The organism is Mycobacterium sp. E3339 (assembly GCF_001666915.1).
Lineage (GTDB): Bacteria > Actinomycetota > Actinomycetes > Mycobacteriales > Mycobacteriaceae > Mycobacterium.
Genome location: NZ_LZIZ01000247.1, coordinates 46692 through 68087, shown reverse-complemented (window position 1 = coordinate 68087; position 21396 = coordinate 46692). Strand labels below are relative to the sequence as shown.

Genomic DNA, 21396 nt, shown 5'->3' with positions numbered 1-21396 from the left:
CAGGCCGCCGCCGAGGCCGCGAACATCCTGGGCGCCACGGGCGGGCCGGCGCGCACCGGCTGGCCGGCGTCATCGAACCGACGCTGGAATTCGGAACCACGACGGCGGGTTTGTGGTCCTTGGAGCCGTCGATCAGCAGCAGGCCGAGCCCGGCGACCGCTCCGAACGCCGCGACCACCGCCCCCTCCCAATGTGACCGTCAACGCCCCGCCGGTGATCGTGCCCGTGCCCGTTCCGATACCGGTGCCGCCCTACCAAGGTGGCAGCCAGCAGGGCGGTGGCCAGCCCGCGCCGAGCGGCCACCCACCGATCCAGTGCCTCGCCTGTCACCCGCCGCAGCCGGTTCACCCGCAGCCGATCCACCCGCAACCGCCGCAGCATCCCTGAGATCGGGCGAGGCCGGACAATCGGTCCGGTCTCGCCTAGGTGCGCGAGCGCAGCGCGCGGTGGGCGTGAGGCCAGAACGGCATGCCCACCGCGACGGTCGCGCCGGCGGCGATGAGGCCCACCGCGACGTCGACGCTTTCGCGCCCATCGCTTGCCCAGTAGACGTCCTTGAGGTCCAAAAGCAGGGCCAGCTCGTCGACGATCATGGCGTTCGCGGCGCCGTACGCGAGGGCCGCCGCGGGATGCCGCCGCTGCCTGTCGGTGCCCCGCAGCCCCAGGCCGCCCACCGTCGCCAGCAACCCGATGCCGATGTTGTAGTGGTGAAAGTGCTTGCCGCCCATCGACATACCGCCCCCCGACGGGCCATGCCCGGCGCGGATCCAGTGCGTGAGGCCCCGTAGCCCGGCGAAGGTGAGGGTGAACGACGTCCAGGCCAACACCGTGGCCTGCTCACCGGGTTGCAGCCGCTCGTTCCATTGGTGGCGCAGGCGCTGCCACCGAGACCCCGGTGCGTCGTCGGCGACGTCCATAACAACCGACGCTAGACCCATAGCATCGATTGCGTGGAGTCCCGTTGGGTGCTGCACCTGGACATGGATGCGTTCTTCGCCTCGGTCGAACAACTCACCCGGCCGACCCTGCGGGGACGGCCGGTGCTGGTCGGCGGCCTGGGCGGGCGGGGCGTGGTGGCCGGCGCCAGCTACGAGGCCCGCGTGTTCGGCGCCCGCTCGGCCATGCCGATGCACCAGGCCCGCCGCATGGTGGGCGTGACCGCGGTGGTGTTGCCGCCGCGCGGCGTGGTGTACGGGGTGGCCAGCCGGCGCGTCTTCGACGCCGTCCGTAGCGTGGTGCCCGTCGTCGAGCAGCTGTCCTTCGACGAGGGTTTCGGCGAACCGCCCCATCTCGCGGGCGCCTCCGCCGAGGACGTCGAGGCGTTCTGCGAAGGCCTGCGGCGACGGGTGCGCGACGAGACCGGCCTGATCGCCTCGGTCGGCGCCGGCTCCGGCAAGCAGATCGCCAAGATCGCGTCCGGGCTGGCTAAGCCCGACGGCATTCGGGTGGTCGGCCGCGCCGAGGAGCGGGCGCTGCTGGGCGGTTTGCCGGTGCGGCGGCTGTGGGGCATCGGCCCGGTCGCCGAGGAGAAGCTCAATCGGCTGGGCATCGAAACCATCGGCCAGCTGGCCGCGCTGACCGACGCCGAGGCCGCGAACATCCTGGGCGCGACGATCGGGCCGGCGCTGCACCGGCTGGCCCGCGGCATCGACGACCGCCCCGTGGCCGAGCGCGCCGAGGCCAAGCAGATCAGCTCCGAGTCCACGTTTGCCGTCGACCTGACCAGCCTGGAGCAGCTCCGGGAGGCGATCGACCCGATCGCCGAGCACGCGCATCAGCGGCTGCTGCGCGACGGCCGCGGCGCCCGCACCGTCACGGTGAAGCTGAAGAAGTCCGACATGAGCATCCTGACCCGCTCGGCCACGCTGCCGTACGCGACGACCGAGCCCGCCGCGCTGGTCGCGGTGGCCCGGCGGCTGCTGCTCGACCCCCGCGAGATCGGGCCCATTCGCCTTCTGGGCGTTGGCTTTTCGGGGTTGAGCGACGTGCGCCAGGAGTCGCTGTTCCCGGACCTGGACCTGGCGGGGGAGGCCTCCGAGGGCCACTCCGCGGAAACGGTGGCGACGGCGACCGAGGCGATGTTCGCGCCGGCACTCGACGATTCCGGCTGGCGGGTGGGGGACGACGTCGCGCACCCCGACCTCGGGCACGGCTGGGTGCAGGGCGCGGGCCACGGCGTCGTCACGGCGCGTTTCGAGACCCGCAGCACGGGCCCTGGCCCGGCCCGCACGTTCCCGGCCGACACCGCCGAGCTGGTCAAGGCCAACCCGGTCGATTCCCTGGACTGGCCGGATTACCTGGGGAAGCTGCAGGTTGACGAGGCCTCAGCCCCACCGGGCGACGACGTCGCCGACCGGTAGCCCCGCCGCCAGCGCGGCCATCATCAGCACCCGGGCCTGGGGCGGTCGCAGCCGGGGCACCATCACCGCGCCGGCGGCCGCCATGGCGTGCCCGGGCCCGTAGCTCGCGCCGACCCGGCCGCCCGGGACGCGGGTGGAGACCGCGACGGCCACCCCGGCGCGGCAATGGCGGGTCACCGCGTCGACCACCGCGTCGCCCGCGTTGCCCGAACCCAGCGCCTCGAGCACCACGCCCCGCGCCCCGGCGGCCACGCACGCGTCCAGGGCCACACCATCGCTGCCCAGATAGGCGGCGACGATGTCGACCCGCGGGGCCGCCGCGGCGCTCAGCGCGCCGAGCTGGGGCCGTGTCTTCGTGCCGGCCAGCGTCACTCCGCCGTTCACGGTGCCGATCAGCTCACCGGCGAAGCCGCTCAGGTCGTTGGTCGCCACCTTGGTCAGCCCCAGCGGCTGCAGCACCCGGCCGGCGAAGCACAGCAGGACGCCCAGGCCGCGGGCGCCGGGGCTGCCCGCGACGGCGAGGGCGCCGCCCAGGTTGGCCGGCCCGTCGGCGTCGGGGGCGTCGGCGCTGCGCATGGCGCCGGTGAGGACCACGGGGACGTCACCGTCATGGGTGAGCTCGAGCCAGAGCGCGCTCTCCTCCATGGTGTCGGTGCCATGGGTGACGACCACGCCGTCGGCGCCGCCGTCGACGGCCGACCGCACGGCCCCGCGGATCCGGTCCCAGTCGGCGGGCACCAGCTGGGAGCTGTCCACCGCCAGCACGTCGACGACGTCCACGTCGAGACCGGCCGCCAGATCGGCCGCGCCGTACGACGGCCGGTGCACGCCGTCCGCGCCGGTGTGAGTCGATATCGTGCCTCCGGTGGCGATGACGGTGAGCCGGCCCATGGTGGAATCATCGCGCACGCCGACCGCGAACACCGGCCGGCCCGCGTGCCCATTGGGGGATGATGTGAGAGTGCCCGAGGAACCTGAGCCCGTGACGTCGACCGAGCAGGCCGAGGACGCCACGACCACCGAGCCGGAGCGCCCGGCGCGGCGGCTACGGCTGCTGCTGTCGGTCGCGGCGATCGTGTTGGCCCTGGACATCGTGACCAAGGTGCTCGCCGTCAAGCTGCTGCCGCCCGGTCAGCCGGTGCCCATCATCGGCGACACGGTGACCTGGACGCTGGTGCGCAATTCCGGGGCGGCGTTCTCGATGGCGACCGGCTACACCTGGGTGCTGACCCTGATCGCGACCGGCGTGGTGGTCGGCATCTTCTGGATGGGGCGCCGGCTGGTGTCGCCCTGGTGGGCGGTCGGGCTCGGGATGATCCTCGGCGGCGCCATGGGCAACCTGGTCGACCGCTTCTTCCGCGCGCCCGGGCCGCTGCGCGGCCATGTCGTCGACTTCCTGTCGGTCGGCTGGTGGCCGGTGTTCAACGTCGCCGACCCGTCGGTGGTGGGCGGCGCGATCCTGCTGGTGGTGCTGTCGATCTTCGGCTACGACTTCGACACCGTGGGCAGGCGAAGGGCCGGCCAGCGTTGACGGATCGCTCGATGCCGGTCCCCGAAGGGCTGGCGGGTATGCGCGTGGACGCGGGGCTGGCCCGCCTCCTCGGGCTGTCCCGCAGCGCCGCCGCGGCCCTGGCCGAGGACGGCGGCGTGGAGCTGGACGGCGTGCAGGCGGGCAAGTCCGACCGGCTGACCGGCGGAGCGTGGCTGCAGGTGCGCCTGCCCGAGGCCCCGCCGCCGGTGGAGAACACGCCCGTCGACATCGAGGGCATGACGATCCTGTATTCCGACGACGACATCGTCGCGGTCGACAAGCCCGCCGCGGTGGCCGCGCACGCGTCGGTGGGCTGGACCGGGCCGACGGTGCTCGGCGGGCTGGCCGCCGCCGGTTACCGCATCACCACGTCCGGCGTGCCCGAGCGGCAGGGCATCGTGCATCGCCTCGACGTCGGCACCTCCGGGGTGATGGTGGTGGCGCTTTCCGAGCGGGCCTACACCGTCCTCAAGCGCGCGTTCAAGCAGCGCACGGTCGACAAGCGCTATCACGCTCTGGTGCAAGGACATCCGGATCCGTCCAGCGGGACGATCGACGCGCCGATCGGGCGGCACCGCGGCGGCGAATGGAAGTTCGCGGTGACGACCGACGGCCGGCACAGCCTGACCCATTACGACACGATCGAGGCGTTCGTCGCCGCGAGCCTGTTGGACGTGCACCTGGAAACCGGCCGCACGCACCAGATCCGGGTGCACTTCTCGGCGCTGCATCACCCGTGCTGCGGCGACCTGGTCTACGGGGCCGATCCGAAACTGGCGAAAAGACTTGGGCTCCAAAGGCAATGGCTGCACGCACGCTCGCTGTCGTTCGCCCACCCGGCCGATGGCCGGCGGATGGAGATCGTCAGCCCCTACCCGGCCGACCTGCAGCACGCGCTGGACGTGCTGCGCGGTGAGGGCTGATCAGTCTGATGGTCGCGACCCGTCCCCCAAGCTTCGCTGGGGGTGCCCCCAGCGCCCGGCTTCGCCGCGCTTGCGATCACTCAACCGGCTTGCGCGCCTCGACGAGCAGGCGCACCGAGTGCGCGACGAAGGGCCCGTCGGCCTGGATGCGCTCGTGCAGTTCGCGCAGCCGCTCGCGGTAGGCGTCGACCGTGAAGTCGGGCACCGTCCAAATCACCTTGCGCAGGAAGTAGATAACGGCGCCGACGTCGAAGAACTCGGCGCGCATCCGCTCCATGCGCATGTCGACCACCTGCATCCCGGCGGCCTCGGCCTCGGCGCGCTGGACGTCGGGGTGCAACTCGGCCCACTTCTGCGGCTGCGGCCCGATGAAGTGTTCGACGAGCTCGGCCATCGTGGCGGGGCCGATCTGCTGGGCGAAGTAGGTGCCGCCCGGCCGCAGCACCCGGGCGATCTCGAGCCATCGCACCTCGATGGGGTGCCGGCTGGTCACCAGGTCGAAAGCCGAATCGGCGAACGGGAGCCGCGGCTCGTCGCCGGTGAGCACGACCACCACGCCGCGGGGATGCAGGCGCTGGGTGGCCAGGGCGGCGTTGGGTGGCCAGGATTCCGTCGCCGCCATCGCGGGCGGAAACCGCTCGGCCCCCGCGAGCACCTCGCCGCCGCCGGTGTCCAGGTCGCACGCGGCGGAGGCGCTCGCCAGGCGCCGGCTCATCTGGCGCTGGTAACCCCACGACGGGCGTTCCTCGCTGGCCCGCCCGGCCAGCCAGGAGAAATCCCAGCCGTCGACCGGCGCTGAGTCGGCCTCCGCCACCAAGTCGTCGAAGGTGCGGGTCATGTCGAGCATGCTAGGCACTCTTCACGGCGTGCGGCAGACGAACTTGGTGCCGTTCAGGTCGAGCCTGACCTCGCCCTGGTGTTCCCAGTACTGGAAACCCTGCCGGCCGTACCGGGCGCCGCTGCCTGACGGTTCGAGGAAGAGGATCTGCTGGTTGCCCTTCCAGTTGAGCACCGCCGCGGGCGGGTCGGTCTCGTTGTAGAACTGCGCGGTCAGCGGACCCGCGTCGGCGGGGCACTGGTAGGTGACCACGGGCGGGCTTAGGGTGCCCGGGTCGGCGATGGCCAACTGCACCAGCCGCGTCTGGTAGGCCTCGACCAGGCAGGTGCGCATCTCGGGGTTCTGTGCGCAACCGTCGCGGGCGGTCGCCCAGCCGTTCTGCGCGGCCGTCAGCGCCCCCTGGTCGGCACCGGGCCGGGTCAACGCCTGCTGATACGCCGCCTGCAGGCGGTGGTCGAGGTCGGTCAGTTGCGGGTCGGCGCACACCGACTGCTGGGCCGCGTTGCCCGGGTGCGCGCAGTCCAGCGCCGCCGCGGTCGGGGGAGTGCTGGCCGTGCTCGCCGGGGTGGTGCTGGCCGGCGGCGGATCCGTCTTCGCGCCGCAGGCGCCCAGCACCAGTGCCGCGATGACGGCGGCGAGCAGTCGCATACGTGCTGACTACCCGCTGCGGGCCGCCCACCGGTGTGCGACACGCCGCGAGACGGTCAGACGGTGGCCCTGTTGGCCTCGCCCGACGCGATCTCGGGCGCCAGCGGTGCGATCGCGCCGATGATCGCGGTCACCGTTCCGGCGTCGACCCCGGCCGCGGCCAGCGCATCGGACAGGTGCCCGGCCACCAGGTTGAAGTGGTGCATCGTGATCCCGCGCCCCTGATGCACCTGCTTCATCGGCGCGCCGGTGTAGGGCTCGGGCCCGCCGAGGGCGGCGGCGAAGAACTCCACCTGTTTGCCCTTGAGGCGGCTCATGTTCGTCCCGCTGAAGAAGCCCGCGAGCTGGTCGTCGGCGAGAACTCGAACGTAGAAGTCCTCGACCACGACTTCGATCGCCTCGTGCCCGCCGATCCGGTCGTAGACGGTGACCGACGGGGTGCGGAAGCGTGCCAGAATTTTCATAAGTTGGATTGGAACATCTCGGCGTTGCCCCGCAGTTAGTTGGCAATCACGCACGGATGTCTTTGCGTAACAAGCGGATTGCCCGCTTTTGACGCCCGCGCCGACCGAGGCGTGAGGCGGTCGGGCGCTTTACATGCCGGAAATCCGCACCGGGTCGCGTCGATGATGTCCTAGGTTGGGTTAATGACTCACGTCACATCAATCACACAGCCCCACCAGGCGGTCGTGGTCATCGGGCAGTCCAGCTGCCATTGGGGGGCCGACACCATCAGGAGCGAAAGCCGATGAATCTTGGTGACTTAACGAACTTGGTCGAAAAGCCGCTCGCGAACTTGGTCGAGAAGCCGATCGCGGCGGTGTCGCACATCGTCAACACCCCGAACTCGGCGGGGCGCTATCGACCGTTTTATCTGAGGAATCTGCTCGACGCGGTGCAGGGCCGCACGCTCGACGAGGCCGTCGGCGGCAAGATCGTCCTGATCACGGGGGGATCGTCGGGCATCGGCGAGGCCGCCGCCAAGAAGATCGCCGAAGCGGGCGGCGAGGTGGTGCTGGTGGCCCGCACCCGGGAAAACCTGGAGAAGGTGGCCGACGAGATCCGCGACGGCGGCGGCAGCGCGCACGTCTTCCCGTGCGACCTGTCCGACATGGACGCGATCGCCGCGATGGCCGACCAGGTGCTCGGCGACCTCGGGCGCGTCGACGTCCTGATCAACAACGCCGGGCGGTCCATCCGGCGCTCGCTGGAGCTGTCCTACGACCGCATCCACGACTATCAGCGGACGATGCAGCTGAATTACCTGGGCGCGGTCCAGCTCATCCTGAAGTTCATCCCCGGGATGCGGGAGCGCGGCTTCGGACACATCATCAACGTCTCCTCGGTGGGTGTGCAGACCCGCGCGCCGCGCTTCGGCGCCTACATCGCCAGCAAGTCCGCCCTGGACAGCCTGTGTGATTCCCTGCAGGCCGAAACCGTCAACGACGGCGTGAAGTTCACCACCGTGCACATGGCGCTGGTGCGCACCCCGATGATCAGCCCGACCACGCTGTACGACAAGTTCCCGGCGCTGACGCCGGATCAGGCGGCCGGGGTGATCGCGGACGCGATCGTGCACCGGCCCCGGCGGGCCAGCTCGCCGTTCGGCCAGTTCGCCGCCGTCGCGGACGCGGTGAACCCGGCGGTGATGGACCGGGTGCGCAACCGCGCGTTTGCCATGTTCGGCGACTCCCATGCCGCCAAGGGTGACGAATCGTCAAGCGATTCACCGGAATTCGACAAGCGCAGCGAGACGTTTGTGCGGGCGACGCGCGGGATACATTGGTGACATCATGAGCCTTCCGAAACCCGACATCCAGACCACCGTCGTCATCACCGGCGCGTCCTCGGGCATCGGCGCCGAGCTGGCCCGCGGGCTGGCCCGCCGCGGCTTCCCGCTGCTGCTGGTGGCGCGACGCCGGGAACGTCTCGACGAACTCGCCAACGAGGTGGGCCAGGAGTACTCGGTGGCGGTCGAGGTGCAGCCGCTGGACCTCGGCGATGCCAAGGGCCGCAACAAATTGGCGGACCGGCTGCGCGCCGAGCCGATCGCCGGCCTGTGCAACAGCGCCGGTTTCGGCACCAGCGGGGTCTTCCACGAGCTGCCGCTCGAGCGCGAAAGCGAAGAGGTGACGCTCAACGCGCTGACGCTGATGGAGCTCACCCACGCGGCCCTGCCCGGCATGGTCGAACGCGGCGCCGGCGCGGTGATGAACATCGCCTCGATCGCCGGTTTTCAGCCGGTGCCCTACATGGCGGTCTACTCGGCCACCAAGGCCTTCGTGCAGACGTTCTCCGAGGCCATCCACGAGGAGCTGCACGGGACCGGGGTGTCGGTGACGTGCCTGTGCCCCGGCCCGGTGCCGACCGAGTGGGCCGAGATCGCCAACGCCGAGCGGTTCAGCATCCCGATCGCGCAGGTCTCGCCGCACGACGTCGCCGAGGCCGCGATCGGCGGGATGCTGGCCGGCCGGCGCAGCGTGGTGCCCGGGGTGGTGCCCAAGGTGGTCAGCACCGGCGGCAGGTTCGTCCCGCGCAGCCTGCTGCTGCCGGGGATCCGGATCGGTAACCGCTTCCGCGGGGGGCCCAACCGCTGATTCACCGAGGGGTGGGGCACCTCCCGCTTGCGAGCGTCACGCCAGCGTGGCATTGAGCGCCGAGCGTCACGCCAGCGTGGCGGTCGAGGGCGTTAGGCTCCGCTCATGGCCGCTGTTGACCTGACCGCCGACGTACCGATGAGCCCGCAGGAGATGTGGGACCGCGTCGCCGACCTCTCCGACCTGGGCGATTGGCTGGTGCTGCACGAGGCGTGGCGCAGCGAGCTGCCCGAGGTGCTCGGCGAGGGCGTCCAAGTCGTCGGCGTGGCCCGCGCCAAGGGCTTCCGCAATCGGGTGACGTGGACGGTGACCACCTGGGACCCGCCGCATCAGGTCGCGTTGTCGGGGTCGGGCAAGGGCGGCGCCAAGTACGCCGTCACGCTCACCGTGCGGGGCGGTCAGGAGGGATCGACGCTGGGACTGCGCCTCGAGCTGGGCGGGCGGGCGTTGTTCGGGCCGGTCGGCTCGGCGGCGGCGCGGGCCGTCAAGGGGGACGTGCAGAAGTCGCTGAAGAACTTCGTCGAGCTATACGGCTAGCGCGGCGGGCCGTCGCGAATCAAACCCAGACACACTTCGCGACACGCCCGAAACCCGTCGGTCCGCAGTCTTAGACTGGCGTCCCTATGAACCACTCCTCCTTCGTGCACCTGCATAACCACACCGAGTACTCGATGCTGGACGGTGCCGCGAAGATCACGCCGATGCTGGCCGAGGTGGAGCGGCTGGGAATGCCCGCGGTCGGGATGACCGACCACGGAAACATGTTCGGCGCCAGCGAGTTCTACAACGCGGCGACCAAGGCCGGGATCAAGCCGATCATCGGGGTCGAGGCCTACATCGCACCCGCTTCTCGCTTCGACACCCGGCGCATCCTGTGGGGCGACCCCAGCCAAAAGTCCGACGACGTCTCCGGCAGCGGCTCCTACACGCACCTGACGATGGTCGCCGAGAACGCCACCGGCCTGCGCAACCTGTTCAAGCTGTCCTCGCTGGCGTCGTTCGAGGGCCAGCTCGGCAAGTGGTCGCGGATGGACGCCGAGATCATCGCCGAACACGCCGAGGGCGTCATCGCCACCACCGGCTGCCCGTCGGGCGAGGTGCAGACCCGCCTGCGGCTCGGACAGGACCGCGAGGCGCTGGAGTCGGCCGCCAAGTGGCGCGAGATCTTCGGCGCCGACAACTACTTCCTCGAGCTGATGGACCACGGGCTGTCCATCGAGCAGCGCGTGCGCGAGGGGCTGCTCGAGATCGGCCGCAAGCTGGACATCCGCCCCCTGGCCACCAACGACTGCCACTACGTCACCCGCGACGCCGCCCACAACCACGAGGCGCTGTTGTGCGTGCAGACCGGCAAGACCCTGTCGGATCCCAACCGGTTCAAGTTCGACGGCGACGGCTACTACCTGAAGTCGGCCGCCGAGATGCGCCAGCTCTGGGACGACCAGATTCCCGGCGCCTGCGACTCGACGCTGCTGATCGCCGAGCGGGTGCAGCCCTACGACGACGTGTGGGCGCCGCGCGACCGGATGCCGGTCTTCCCGGTGCCCGAGGGCCACGACCAGGCGTCCTGGCTGCACCACGAGGTGATGGCCGGGCTGCGGCGGCGATTTCCGTCCGGCGTCGGCCAGGACTACATCGACCGCGCCGAATACGAGATCAAGGTCATCTGCGACAAGGGGTTCCCGTCGTACTTCCTCATCGTCGCTGACCTGATCAACTACGCCCGGTCGGTCGACATCCGGGTGGGCCCCGGGCGCGGTTCGGCGGCCGGCTCGCTGGTCGCCTACGCGCTGGGCATCACCAACATCGACCCGATTCCGCACGGGCTGCTGTTCGAGCGGTTCCTCAACCCCGAACGCCCGTCGGCACCCGACATCGACATCGACTTCGACGACCGTCGCCGCGGTGAGATGGTGCGCTACGCGGCCGACAAGTGGGGTCAGGACCGGGTGGCGCAGGTCATCACCTTCGGCACCATCAAAACCAAAGCCGCGCTGAAGGATTCGGCGCGCATCCACTACGGCCAGCCCGGCTTCGCCATCGCCGACCGGATCACCAAGGCGTTGCCGCCGCCGATCATGGCCAAGGACATCCCGCTGTCCGGCATCACCGATCCGAACCACGAGCGGTACAAGGAGGCCGCCGAGGTGCGCGGCCTGATCGAAACCGATCCCGACGTCCGCACCATCTACCAGACGGCGCGCGGCCTGGAGGGCCTGATCCGCAACGCCGGCGTGCACGCCTGCGCGGTGATCATGAGCAGCGAGCCGCTCACCGAGGCCATCCCGCTGTGGAAGCGGCCGCAGGACGGGGCCATCATCACCGGCTGGGACTACCCGTCGTGTGAGGCCATCGGCCTGCTGAAGATGGACTTCCTGGGCCTGCGCAACCTGACGATCATCGGCGACGCGCTGGAAAACATCAAGGCCAACAGGGGAATCGACCTCGACCTGGAATCGGTGCCGCTGGACGACAAGCCGACGTACGAGCTGCTGGGCCGCGGCGACACGCTCGGGGTGTTCCAGCTCGACGGCGGGCCGATGCGCGACCTGCTGCGCCGCATGCAGCCCACCGAGTTCAACGACATCGTCGCCGTGCTGGCGCTGTACCGTCCGGGTCCGATGGGCATGAACGCCCACAACGACTACGCCGACCGCAAGAACAACCGGCAGGCGATCAAGCCGATCCACCCGGAGCTCGAGGAGCCGCTGCGCGAAATCCTTTCGGAGACTTACGGTCTGATCGTCTACCAAGAGCAGATCATGTTCATCGCCCAGAAGGTGGCCTCCTACACGATGGGCAAGGCCGACGCGCTGCGCAAGGCGATGGGCAAGAAGAAGCTCGAGGTGCTCGAGGCCGAGTACAAGGGCTTCTACGAGGGCATGACCGCCAACGGTTTCTCCGAAAAAGCGGTGAAAGCGTTGTGGGACACCATCCTTCCGTTCGCCGGGTATGCGTTCAACAAGTCGCACGCCGCCGGCTACGGCCTGGTGTCCTACTGGACCGCCTACCTGAAGGCCAACTATCCGGCCGAATACATGGCCGGTCTGCTGACGTCGGTGGGCGACGACAAGGACAAGGCCGCGGTCTACCTGGCCGACTGCCGCAAGCTCGGCATCACCGTGTTGCCGCCGGACGTCAACGAGTCCCTGGTGAACTTCGCGTCGGTCGGCCAGGACATTCGCTTCGGCCTGGGCGCGGTGCGCAACGTCGGGGCCAACGTCGTGGGCTCGTTGATCAAGACCCGCAACGAGAAGGGCAAGTTCACCGACTTCTCGGATTACCTGAACAAGATCGACATCGCGGCCTGCAACAAGAAGGTCACCGAGTCGCTGATCAAGGCGGGCGCGTTCGACTCGCTGAGCCACGCCCGCAAGGGTCTGTTCTTGGTGCACACCGACGCGGTCGACTCGGTGCTGGGCACCAAGAAGGCCGAGGCGATAGGGCAATTCGACCTGTTCGGCGGCGACGGCTGCGGCACCGAGGATTCCGTGTTCACCATCAAGGTGCCCGAGGACGAGTGGGAGGACAAGCACAAGCTGGCCCTGGAGCGCGAGATGCTCGGCCTGTACGTGTCGGGGCATCCGCTCAACGGGGTGGCGCACCTGCTGGCCGCCCAGGTGGACACCCAGATTCCGGCCATCCTGGACGGCGATGTCCCCAACGAGACGCAGGTGCGGGTGGGCGGCATCCTCGCGTCGGTCAACCGGCGGGTGAACAAGAACGGAATGCCCTGGGCGTCAGCGCAATTGGAAGACCTCACCGGCGGCATCGAGGTGATGTTCTTCCCCCACGCGTATTCCGCCTACGGCGCCGACATCGCCGACGACGCGGTGGTGCTGATCAACGCGAAGGTCGCCATCCGTGACGACCGCATCAGCCTGATCGCCAACGAGCTTGTGGTGCCGGACTTTTCCAACGCCCAGCCGAACCGGCCGATCGCGGTCAGCCTGCCCACCCGGCAGTGCACCATCGACAAGGTCAGCGCGCTCAAGCAGGTGCTGGCGCGCCATCCCGGCACCGCCCAGGTGCACCTGCGGCTCATCAGCGGAGACCGGATCACCACCCTGGAGCTGGACGCCTCGCTGCGGGTGACGCCCTCGCCCGCGCTGATGGGCGACCTCAAGGAGCTGCTGGGCCCCGGCTGCCTCGGCAGCTAGTGCATCGTGGCGCGCCTAGGGCGACGCCACGTCCACCCGAACCATCGCGCTGTCGGCCCACACGCCGCGGTCGCGCGCGCGGCGCAGCTTCTCGCGCAGCGACAGGTTTCGGTGCACGTTGGTGACGCCCGGGATCTTGAGCAGCGGCACGATGTTCCACTGCCAGCCATACCGTTCGTGCAGCACGCGGTTGGCCCGCTGGGCGTCGTCGCCCGAGAGGATGGTGGCGCGGCCCGCAAGGGTCGTCGCGCCCGGTCGCACCCGGCCGCGGTAATCGCAGGCGGTGAGTTCGACGTCGCGGCGCGTGGCCAGCCGCTTCGTCTTCGGCCCCACCTTGGTGCGGAACAGCAGTGCGTCGCCGTCGACCCCGAACCAGATCGGGGTGTCGACGGGGGTGCCGTCGCGGCGAAACGACCGGAGCAGGGCGTAGCGGGCCGCGGCCAGCCCGTCGAGTGAATGTGTGTGCATGGCCCCAGTCAACGACTTAGAGTTGGCTCTAAGTCAAGGAGGCCGGAATGAGCGCACAGCTGACCATCGGCGAGGTGGCCCGCCAGGCCGGCGTCGCCGCGACCACGCTGCGCTACTACGAACAGATCGGGTTGGTGCCGCCGCCGGTGCGGCTCGGTGGCCAGCGTCGCTACGACGATTCGGTGCTGGCCCGGCTGGAGGTCATCCGGCTGTGCAAGTCGGCCGGCTTCGCGCTGGAGGAGATCCAGCTGCTGTTCGCCGACGACGCCCCCGGGCGGCCCGCCAGCCGCGCGCTGGCCGAGGCCAAACTCGCCGCCATCGACGCGCAGATCGAGTCGCTGGCCCGGGCGCGCGCCGTGATCGAATGGGGCATGCGCTGCACGTGTCCCTCAATCGACGCATGCACGTGCGGGATTCACACCGCGTTGCCCGCCTGAGCAAGGGAGTTCCATGAGCCAGCCGCCCACCATCGCGGTGCAGAACTTCTCCCACGTCTGCATCGGCGTCTCCGACATCGAGGCGTCGCGCGAGTTCTACACCGCGGTGCTGGGCATGGACGTCGTGTTCGACATCGAACTCGACGGCGCGGGCCTGGCCGCGGTGACCGGCGGGGTCACGCAGCGGGGCCGGATGATCGGCGGGCTGATCGGCGGCGCCATGGTCGAACTGCTGTCGTTGGGCGACGTCCCCGAATGCCCGAGCGGGCCGCACCTGGGCTACACCAACGTCTCGTTCCGCGTCGACGACCTCGACGCCACCTACGACGCCGTGCGGCGCGGGCATCCCGACGTCCGCGCCGAGCCGCCCGTCGACATCGGCGGGGTGCGGATGTTCTTCATCCACGACCCCGACGGCACGCCCATCGAATTGCTGCAGCTGCCCGCCCGCATATCGAGCACGCTGCAGCTGTGGCGCCCCGATACCGCGTGATGTGTTCCGCGCCACTACCCACGCACGTACGCTCACACACATGACGACACCCGAGCGTCCCGTCACCCTATGCGAGGCGTTTGCACGCAACGCGTCGATCGATCCGGACGCCGTCGCGCTCCGCACGCCCGGCGACACCCAGACGCTGACGTGGACCGAGCTCGCGGCGCAGGTGCGCAAGGTCGCCGCGGGCCTGGCCGGCCTGGGGGTGGGCCGCGGCGACACGGTCTCGCTGATGATGGCCAACCGCATCGAGTTCTACCCGTTCGAGATCGGCGCCCAACACCTGGGCGCCACTTCGTTTTCGGTGTACAACACGCTGCCCGCCGAGCAGCTGACGTACCTGTTCGAAAACGCCGGCACCAAGGTCGCGATCTGCGAGGAGCAGTACGTCGACCGCATCCGCGCCAGCGGCGCGCCGATCGAGCACATCGTCTGCATCGACGGTTCGCCGCCGGGCACGATCTCGGTGGACGACGTGTACGCCGCCGCGCGCGAGGGCTCCGACTTCGAGGCCACCTGGCGGGCGGTGCGGCCCGACGACGTCGTCACGCTCATCTACACCTCCGGGACCACCGGAAACCCCAAGGGCGTCGAAATGACCCACGCCAACCTGCTTTTCGAGGCCTACGCCCTCAACGCCGTCCTGCCGTCCCAGTTCGGCGACCGGGTCACCTCCTACCTCCCGACGGCCCACATCGCCGACCGGGTGATGGGCCTGTACGGCCTGGAGGTGTTCGGCGCCCAGGTGACGGTCGTCTCCGACGTCCGCGCCATCGCCGCCGCGCTGCCCGACGTGCGGCCCACGGTGTGGGGCGGGGTGCCCCGCGTGTGGGAAAAGCTCAAGGCCGGAATCGAATTCGCGATCGACAACGAGGCGGACGAGGTCAAGCGTCAGGCGCTGCGGTGGGCGATGTCGGTGGCCGCCAAGCGCGGCGCCGCCCTGCTGGCCGGTGAGCCGATCGCCGACGAGTTGGCCGCCGAATGGGCCCAGGCCGACGAGCTGGTGCTGTCCAAGCTGCGCGAGCGGCTGGGCTTCGGTGAACTGCGCTGGGCGGTTTCGGGGGCGGCGCCCATCCCCAAGGAGACGCTGGCGTTCTTCCTCGGTCTGGGTGTTCCGATCGCCGAGGTGTGGGGGATGTCGGAGCTCAGCTGCGTCGCCAGCGTCAGCCACCCCCGCGACGCGCGCCTGGGCACCGTCGGCAAGCTGCTTCCGGGGCTCGAGGGCAAGGTCGCCGACGACGGCGAGTTTCTGGTGCGCGGTCCGCTGGTGATGAAGGGGTATCGCAAGGAGCCCGCCAAGACCGCGGAGGCGATCGATGCCGACGGCTGGTTGCACACCGGCGACATCATCGAGGTCGACGACGACGGCTATCTGCGGATCATCGACCGCAAGAAGGAGCTGATCATCAACGCGGCCGGAAAGAACATGTCGCCGGCCAACATTGAGACCACCGTCCTGGCCGCCTGCCCGATGGTCGGCGTGATGATCACCATCGGCGACGGTCGGCCCTATAACGCCGCGCTGATGGTCTTCGACGCCGAATCGGTCGCTCCATACGCGGCCCAGCACGGCCTGGCCGACGCGTCACCCGCGGCCCTGGCCGCCCACCCCGACGTCATCGCCCGGATCGCCGCGGGCGTGGCCGAGGGCAACGCCAAACTGTCCCGGGTGGAACAGATCAAGCGCTTCCGCATCCTGCCGTCGCTGTGGGAGCCCGGCGGCGACGAGATCACGCTGACCATGAAGCTCAAGCGCAAGCCGATCCTGTCGAAGTACGCGACCGAGATCGAGGAACTCTACGCGCCCGAGCTGCACCCGGACGTGCACGAGCCTTCGGCCGCGACGGTGCAGCCGGCATGAGCGGGGGGCCGGGGTCGACCGCCCGTGAATTTGGCCGAGCCGGCGCACGAAAGCTGCTGCAGCGTACCGGATTAGTCGCGGAATCGACGACACCGCTGCCGACCGACCCGGCGGAGGTCGCCCAGTTGCTCGCCGCGCCGTGGTACGACGAGCGGCTGCGCGGGCTGGCCGACGAGCTCGGGCGCGACCTGGCCGACGTGCGCGCCGAGGCCGCCAGCTACCTGCGGGAGATGGCGCCCTCGCTGGACGAGCGGGCGGTGCGGGGATGGCGCAGCTTCAGCTGCTGGCTGATGCGGGCCTACGACGTGCTGGTCGACGAGGACCAGATCTCGCAGCTGCGCAGGCTGGATCGCAAAGCCACACTGGCGTTTGCCTTTTCGCACCGCTCCTACCTTGATGGCCTGTTGCTGCCGGAAGTGATTCAGGCCAACCGGCTCTCGCCCGCGCTGACCTTCGGCGGGGCCAACCTGAACTTCTTCCCGATGGGGGCGTGGGCCAAGCGCACCGGCACCATCTTCATCCGGCGCCAGACCAAAGACATTCCGGTGTACCGCTTCGTGCTGCGCGCCTACGCCGCCCAGCTGGTGCAGAACCACGCCAACCTCACCTGGTCGATCGAGGGCGGGCGCACCCGGACCGGCAAGCTGCGGCCGCCGGTGTACGGCATCCTGCGCTACATCAGCGACGCCGTCGACGAAATCGACGGCCCCGAGGTGTATTTGGTGCCCACCTCGATCGTGTACGACCAGCTGCACGAGGTCGAGGCGATGACCACCGAGGCCTACGGCGCGACGAAGCGGCCCGAGGATTTCCGTTTCCTGATCCGGCTGGCGCGCCAGCAGGGCGAGCGGCTCGGCCGGGCCTACCTGGACTTCGGTGAACCGCTGCCGCTGCGCAAGCGCCTCGAGGAGCTGCGCGCCGAGGAGTCTCAGACGGGCACCGAGATCGAGCGCATCGCGCTGGACGTCGAGCACCGGATCAACCGCGCCACCCCGGTCACCCCGACCGCGGTGGTGAGCCTGGCCCTGCTGGGCGCCGACCGGTCGCTGTCCATCAGCGAGGTGCTGGCCACCGTGCGGCCGCTGGCGAGCTACATCGCCGCGCGGAACTGGACGGTTGCCGGCGCCGCCGACCTGACGAACCGTTCGACGATCCGCTGGACGCTGCACCAGCTGGTGGCCTCGGGAGTGGTCAGCGTGTACGACGCGGGCACCGAACCCGTCTGGGGCATCGGCGAAGACCGGCATCTGGTCGCGGCGTTCTACCGCAACGCCGCCATCCACATCGTGGTCGACCGCGCGATCGCCGAGACGGCGTTGCTGGCCGCCGTCGAAGACGCCGAGGCCTCGGTCGAGGGCTTGGTGTTGCCGTCGGCCGTGCGCGACGAGGCGCTGGCCCTGCGCGAGTTGCTGAAGTTCGAGTTCCTGTTCTCGGCGCGCGCCCAGTTCGAAAAGGAGCTCGCCGACGAGGTGCGGCTGATCGGGCGGGTGGAAGACACCAGCAAGGCCGCCAGCGCCGCCGATGTGCGGGGGCTCCTGGAGAAGGCCGACCTGCTGCTGGCGCACCTGGTGTTGCGTCCGTTCCTGGACGCCTACCACATCGTCGCCGACCGGCTGGCCGCCTACGACGACGAATCATTCGACGAGGGCGCGTTTCTCGCCGAGTGCCTCGAGGTGGGCAAGCAATGGGAACTGCAACGCAGGATCGCCAGCGCCGAGTCGAGGTCGATGGAATTGTTCAAGACCGCCCTGCGGTTGGCCCGCCACCGCGAGCTGGTGGACGGCTTCGAGGATCTGACCATCGCGAACCGGCGCCGCGAGTTCGCCGACGAGATCGCCACGGCGGTCCGGCGCGTCAACGCGATCGCGGGCCTGGCCGGTGCGCGGTAGGCGGCGGCGCATCGTTGTCGGCGAAAACTTGTCGGACCCCCCTGCGATGATGAATTCATGTCGTCGGTCGCATCGCCTCCCTTAGAGGTGAATCCTGCTGAGCGGCTTGAGGTGTTGTTCGACGAGCTGGCCGAGTTGGCCGGTCAGCGCAACGCGATCGACGGGCGCATCGTGGAGATCGTCGCGGAACTGGGTCGCGGCGACCTCTGCGGCGTTACGGGCGCGCGGTCGGTCGCGGCGCTGGTGGGTTGGAAGATCGGCCTGTCGTCGGCGAACGCCCACACGATCACCACCGTCGCGCGGCGGCTCGAGGAGTTCCCGCGCTGCGCGCAGGCCATGCGGGAGGGGCGACTGTCGCTGGATCAGGTCGGCGTCATCGCGGCGCGGGCGGGTGAGGGATCCGATGAGCATTACGCGAAGTTGGCCCGGGTCGCCACGGTCAACCGGCTGCGTACCGCGGTCAAGCTGGAACCGCGTCCCCAACCCGATGCTCGGCCGCAACCGCAACCCTCGATCACCAAGACCGCCGACGAGGACTTCAGCTGTTGGCGGATCAAACTTCCGCACCCGGATGCGGCGAAGTTCGACGCGGCGCTGGCGTCGCATCGCGATGCGCTGGTCGCCGAGTGGAAGCGCGATCGCGGCAATGAAGGCTGCGCATCCGATGCCGCGCCGCCGTTACCGGGCACGCTAGAGGCGTTCATGCGCCTGGTCGAGGCCGGTTGGGATGCCGAGGCGGCCCGCAGGCCGCACGGGCAGCACACCACGGTGGTGGTGCATGTCGATGTCGAGCAACGCGCCGCCGCGTTGCATTTGGGTCCGTTGCTCACCGACGCCGAACGCCGATACCTGACCTGTGATGCCACGTGTGAGGTTTGGTTCGAGCGGGACGGCGAGGTGATCGGCGCCGGCCGGGCGACCCGGCAGATCAGCCGGCGGCTTCGCCGCGCGCTCGAGCATCGCCACCCCATGTGCGCGGTTCCCGGTTGTGGCGCCACCCGCGGTCTGCACGCCCACCACATCCGGCATTGGGAAGACGGCGGCCCAACGGAGTTGGCCAACCTGGTGCTCGTTTGTCCCTTTCACCACCGGTTGCACCACCGTGGCGGCATCACGATCACCGGAACCGGCGACCATCTCGTCGTCACCGACAGCTCGGGCCGCCCGCTGAGTGCGGGATCGCTTGCGCGTGCGCCCGACCGTGCCCCGCCCGCCGTCCCGCCGTGGCCCGGGCCCTCCGGCGAGCGGGCCGACTGGTGGTGGTACGACCCCTTCGAGCCGCAGCCGCCGCCGGCGAGCAACTAGGTTGGTGTTCGGACCATCAACCGGCCACCGAACGGAGCCTCACGATGACCAGCGTCGACAATCCCATTCCGCCGCAGGACTTATCGGGGATCGTGGGATGCCGGTTCATCTACACCTACGCCAACGGCTGGCGCTACGAGATGTATGTCAAGAACGACCGAACCATCGACTATCGGATCCATTCCGGTCATGTCGGCGGGCGGTGGGTCAAGGGCCAAGAGGTCGACCTGGTGCAGCTCGACACCGACAGTTACAAGATTTCGTGGACCGAGCCGACGGGCACATCGGTGGCCGTCAACGTCATGCCCGGCAAGCGGCGAATCCACGGCGTGATCTTCTTTCCTCAGTGGATCCGCCGGCACGGCGAGCGCACGGTGTGTTTTCAGAACGATCATCTCGACCAGATGCGGGCATACCGCGATGAGGGACCGACCTACCCGATCTTCACCGTGCCGGAATTCGCCTACATCACACTGTTCGAGCGTGTCGGTGCCGACGACGAATCGGTGATCGACGTCGCCCCCGGCCAGCTTCCACCGGGCTGGGCCGACCGCACGAATTGACACGTCGCCACGTACCGAATCGAGGAGTCGATGAGTGACAAGTCCGGCGAGCCCACCCGCCCGCTGATCGCGTTCACCACCGGTGCCAACGCGCCGCCGATCACACCGGCCCCCATCAGCCGGCCGTGGATGTCGGCGATGCGAAACGGTTGGCCGAACCGGTGCCTGCCGATGCTCATCGCCAACCAAAGTGGCTGGGAATTGCGCAATCCGTGCGCGTTCACCGCCACATGGATGGGCGGGGACGAGAGCATGGGGGTGATCATCGCGCCCGACCGGCGCGACCCCGGTCAGCTCCTGCCGTTCAGCCACTTCGGTCACGGCATCTTGACGTGGCACCTGCCGATGCTGTTTCGCACCCCGCCCGGCTACAACCTGCTGGTCCGCGGGCCGGCCAACTACCCCAAGGACGCCGTGTCGCCGCTGGAGGGCGTCGTCGAGACCGACTGGGCCACATCCAGTTTCAGCATGAGCTGGCAGATCACCCGAAAGATGATGCCGGTGCGATTCGAGGTCGACGAGCCGATCTGCATGATCGTCCCGCAGCGCCGGGCCGAGCTGGAAGAGTTCGCCCCGGAGATCCGGCCGATCGAGTCCGACGAGGACGTGCGCCGCAAGCACGAGTTCTTCCTCCGCTCGCGCAACGAGCTGGGCCAGGCCCAGGCCGCGACCAACACCGCCGTGGGTGAAAAAGTGCCGTGGCAGGGCGACTACACGCGCGGCAGGCATTCCGACGGCGAGGCCGGGGCCCCCGACCACCAGACGCGCATCCACCTTCGCCCGTTCGTCGAAACGCGGCCGTAGGCGATCTCGACCGCACCGGCGCCCGCCGGGCGCGCGGCATAGAGTTGGTGCCATGCCGCTTTCAGGGGAGTACGCGCCGAGCCCATGGGACTGGTCCCGCGAACAGGCCGAGAAGTACGAGCAGTCCGGCGGGACCGAGGCCACGGACATGAAGGGGAAACCCATCATCGTGCTGACCACGATCGGGGCCAAGACGGGCAAGCTCCGCAAGACCCCGTTGATGCGGGTCGAGCACGACGGTCAGTACGCGATCGTCGCCTCGCTCGGCGGGGCGCCGAAGCACCCCGTCTGGTACCACAACGTCGTCAAGAACCCCCGGGTCGAGCTGCAGGACGGCGGCACCACCCGCGAGTACGACGCCCGCGAGGTGTTCGGCGATGAGAAGGCCCTCTGGTGGGAGCGCGCCGTCGAGGCCTGGCCCGATTACGCCGAGTATCAGAAGAAAACGGACCGCCAGATCCCGGTGTTCGTGCTGACCCCGGTGGGCTGAATTCCGAAGTTGGCTCCCCGGCGTGG

Annotated in this window: 22 protein-coding genes; 16 read left to right on the top strand and 6 right to left on the bottom strand. The window is 69.5% G+C overall.

The genetic code is table 11. The features are described from left to right. Nucleotides 1–192: 192 nt before the first annotated feature. Nucleotides 193–387: a hypothetical protein gene (locus tag A5702_RS26545; protein WP_156669725.1), complete on the top strand. Its 195-nt coding sequence runs from the start codon at nucleotides 193–195 to the stop codon at nucleotides 385–387. Between the two features lie 35 nt (nucleotides 388–422). On the opposite strand, the gene A5702_RS23625 is transcribed toward A5702_RS26545, so the two are convergent. Continuing rightward, on the bottom strand, nucleotides 423–917 hold the full coding sequence (locus A5702_RS23625; RefSeq protein ID WP_068224329.1) for a hypothetical protein: 495 nt from the start codon (nucleotides 915–917) through the stop codon (nucleotides 423–425). A gap of 48 nt (nucleotides 918–965) precedes the next feature. On the opposite strand from A5702_RS23625, the gene A5702_RS23620 reads away from it, so the two are divergent. Next, entirely contained in the window at nucleotides 966–2360 is a 1395-nt protein-coding gene (locus A5702_RS23620; protein ID WP_197506678.1) for a DNA polymerase IV, read from the top strand. Here A5702_RS23620 and A5702_RS23615 read toward each other — a convergent pair. After that, complete coding sequence (locus A5702_RS23615; protein WP_068224334.1) at nucleotides 2325–3251, bottom strand: asparaginase; 927 nt, start codon at nucleotides 3249–3251, stop codon at nucleotides 2325–2327. The genes A5702_RS23620 and A5702_RS23615 overlap by 36 nt on opposite strands. 70 nt (nucleotides 3252–3321) lie before the next feature. On the opposite strand from A5702_RS23615, the gene lspA reads away from it, so the two are divergent. Then, nucleotides 3322–3891, top strand: a complete 570-nt coding sequence (lspA, locus tag A5702_RS23610) for a signal peptidase II (RefSeq protein WP_156349621.1) — start codon at nucleotides 3322–3324, stop codon at nucleotides 3889–3891. Beyond that, nucleotides 3888–4814 carry an RluA family pseudouridine synthase gene (locus A5702_RS23605; protein ID WP_068224323.1) on the top strand — a complete coding sequence of 309 codons (927 nt, stop codon included), beginning with the start codon at nucleotides 3888–3890 and terminating at the stop codon, nucleotides 4812–4814. The genes lspA and A5702_RS23605 overlap by 4 nt, the downstream gene beginning before the upstream one ends. 76 nt (nucleotides 4815–4890) lie before the next feature. On the opposite strand, the gene A5702_RS23600 is transcribed toward A5702_RS23605, so the two are convergent. The 3 genes from A5702_RS23600 to A5702_RS23590 are packed head-to-tail and all read right to left on the bottom strand — an operon-like array spanning nucleotide 4891 to nucleotide 6764. After that, entirely contained in the window at nucleotides 4891–5652 is a 762-nt protein-coding gene (locus A5702_RS23600) for a class I SAM-dependent methyltransferase (protein ID WP_068224331.1), read from the bottom strand. Between the two features lie 21 nt (nucleotides 5653–5673). Further along, the gene (locus A5702_RS23595) at nucleotides 5674–6300 is read right to left on the bottom strand and encodes a lysozyme inhibitor LprI family protein (protein WP_068224320.1); all 627 of its coding nucleotides are present in this window, start codon (nucleotides 6298–6300) and stop codon (nucleotides 5674–5676) included. Between the two features lie 56 nt (nucleotides 6301–6356). Next, nucleotides 6357–6764: a group 1 truncated hemoglobin gene (locus tag A5702_RS23590; RefSeq protein WP_067814836.1), complete on the bottom strand. Its 408-nt coding sequence runs from the start codon at nucleotides 6762–6764 to the stop codon at nucleotides 6357–6359. 284 nt (nucleotides 6765–7048) lie between these two features. Between A5702_RS23590 and A5702_RS23585 the strand changes: the two genes are divergently transcribed. From A5702_RS23585 to dnaE, 4 genes are all read left to right on the top strand, one after another. After that, a complete protein-coding gene (locus A5702_RS23585; protein ID WP_068224318.1) occupies nucleotides 7049–8089 on the top strand; it encodes an SDR family NAD(P)-dependent oxidoreductase in 1041 nt (346 codons plus the stop codon). 4 nt (nucleotides 8090–8093) lie between these two features. Beyond that, a complete protein-coding gene (locus A5702_RS23580) occupies nucleotides 8094–8897 on the top strand; it encodes an SDR family oxidoreductase (RefSeq protein ID WP_055404078.1) in 804 nt (267 codons plus the stop codon). Nucleotides 8898–9002: 105 nt separating this feature from the next. Further along, the gene (locus A5702_RS23575; protein ID WP_068224315.1) at nucleotides 9003–9434 is read left to right on the top strand and encodes an SRPBCC family protein; all 432 of its coding nucleotides are present in this window, start codon (nucleotides 9003–9005) and stop codon (nucleotides 9432–9434) included. A gap of 86 nt (nucleotides 9435–9520) precedes the next feature. Then, a complete protein-coding gene (gene dnaE / locus A5702_RS23570) occupies nucleotides 9521–13057 on the top strand; it encodes a DNA polymerase III subunit alpha (protein ID WP_068224314.1) in 3537 nt (1178 codons plus the stop codon). Between the two features lie 15 nt (nucleotides 13058–13072). On the opposite strand, the gene A5702_RS23565 is transcribed toward dnaE, so the two are convergent. Beyond that, nucleotides 13073–13525: a PPOX class F420-dependent oxidoreductase gene (locus A5702_RS23565; protein ID WP_068224311.1), complete on the bottom strand. Its 453-nt coding sequence runs from the start codon at nucleotides 13523–13525 to the stop codon at nucleotides 13073–13075. A 47-nt stretch (nucleotides 13526–13572) separates the two neighbouring features. Here A5702_RS23565 and A5702_RS23560 point away from each other — a divergent pair, with 47 nt between their 5' ends. Genes A5702_RS23560 through A5702_RS23525 form a run of 8 tightly spaced genes read left to right on the top strand, consistent with a single transcriptional unit; the run spans nucleotide 13573 to nucleotide 21370 of the window. After that, on the top strand, nucleotides 13573–13962 hold the full coding sequence (locus A5702_RS23560) for a helix-turn-helix domain-containing protein (RefSeq protein ID WP_068224308.1): 390 nt from the start codon (nucleotides 13573–13575) through the stop codon (nucleotides 13960–13962). A 13-nt stretch (nucleotides 13963–13975) separates the two neighbouring features. Continuing rightward, a complete protein-coding gene (locus tag A5702_RS23555; protein ID WP_068224304.1) occupies nucleotides 13976–14455 on the top strand; it encodes a VOC family protein in 480 nt (159 codons plus the stop codon). A 40-nt stretch (nucleotides 14456–14495) separates the two neighbouring features. Next, nucleotides 14496–16319 carry a fatty acid--CoA ligase FadD11 gene (fadD11, locus tag A5702_RS23550; RefSeq protein WP_068224301.1) on the top strand — a complete coding sequence of 608 codons (1824 nt, stop codon included), beginning with the start codon at nucleotides 14496–14498 and terminating at the stop codon, nucleotides 16317–16319. Next, nucleotides 16316–18208, top strand: a complete 1893-nt coding sequence (locus A5702_RS23545) for a lysophospholipid acyltransferase (protein WP_067814857.1) — start codon at nucleotides 16316–16318, stop codon at nucleotides 18206–18208. Before fadD11 ends, A5702_RS23545 begins: the two co-directional genes overlap by 4 nt. A gap of 57 nt (nucleotides 18209–18265) precedes the next feature. Next, entirely contained in the window at nucleotides 18266–19513 is a 1248-nt protein-coding gene (locus A5702_RS23540) for an HNH endonuclease signature motif containing protein (RefSeq protein WP_068224298.1), read from the top strand. Between the two features lie 44 nt (nucleotides 19514–19557). After that, nucleotides 19558–20076 carry a phenolic acid decarboxylase gene (locus tag A5702_RS23535; protein ID WP_068224295.1) on the top strand — a complete coding sequence of 173 codons (519 nt, stop codon included), beginning with the start codon at nucleotides 19558–19560 and terminating at the stop codon, nucleotides 20074–20076. Nucleotides 20077–20106: 30 nt separating this feature from the next. Further along, a complete protein-coding gene (locus tag A5702_RS23530) occupies nucleotides 20107–20880 on the top strand; it encodes a DUF6065 family protein (protein ID WP_068224292.1) in 774 nt (257 codons plus the stop codon). Between the two features lie 52 nt (nucleotides 20881–20932). Then, a complete protein-coding gene (locus tag A5702_RS23525) occupies nucleotides 20933–21370 on the top strand; it encodes a nitroreductase family deazaflavin-dependent oxidoreductase (RefSeq protein WP_067814875.1) in 438 nt (145 codons plus the stop codon). Nucleotides 21371–21396 lie beyond the last annotated feature (26 nt).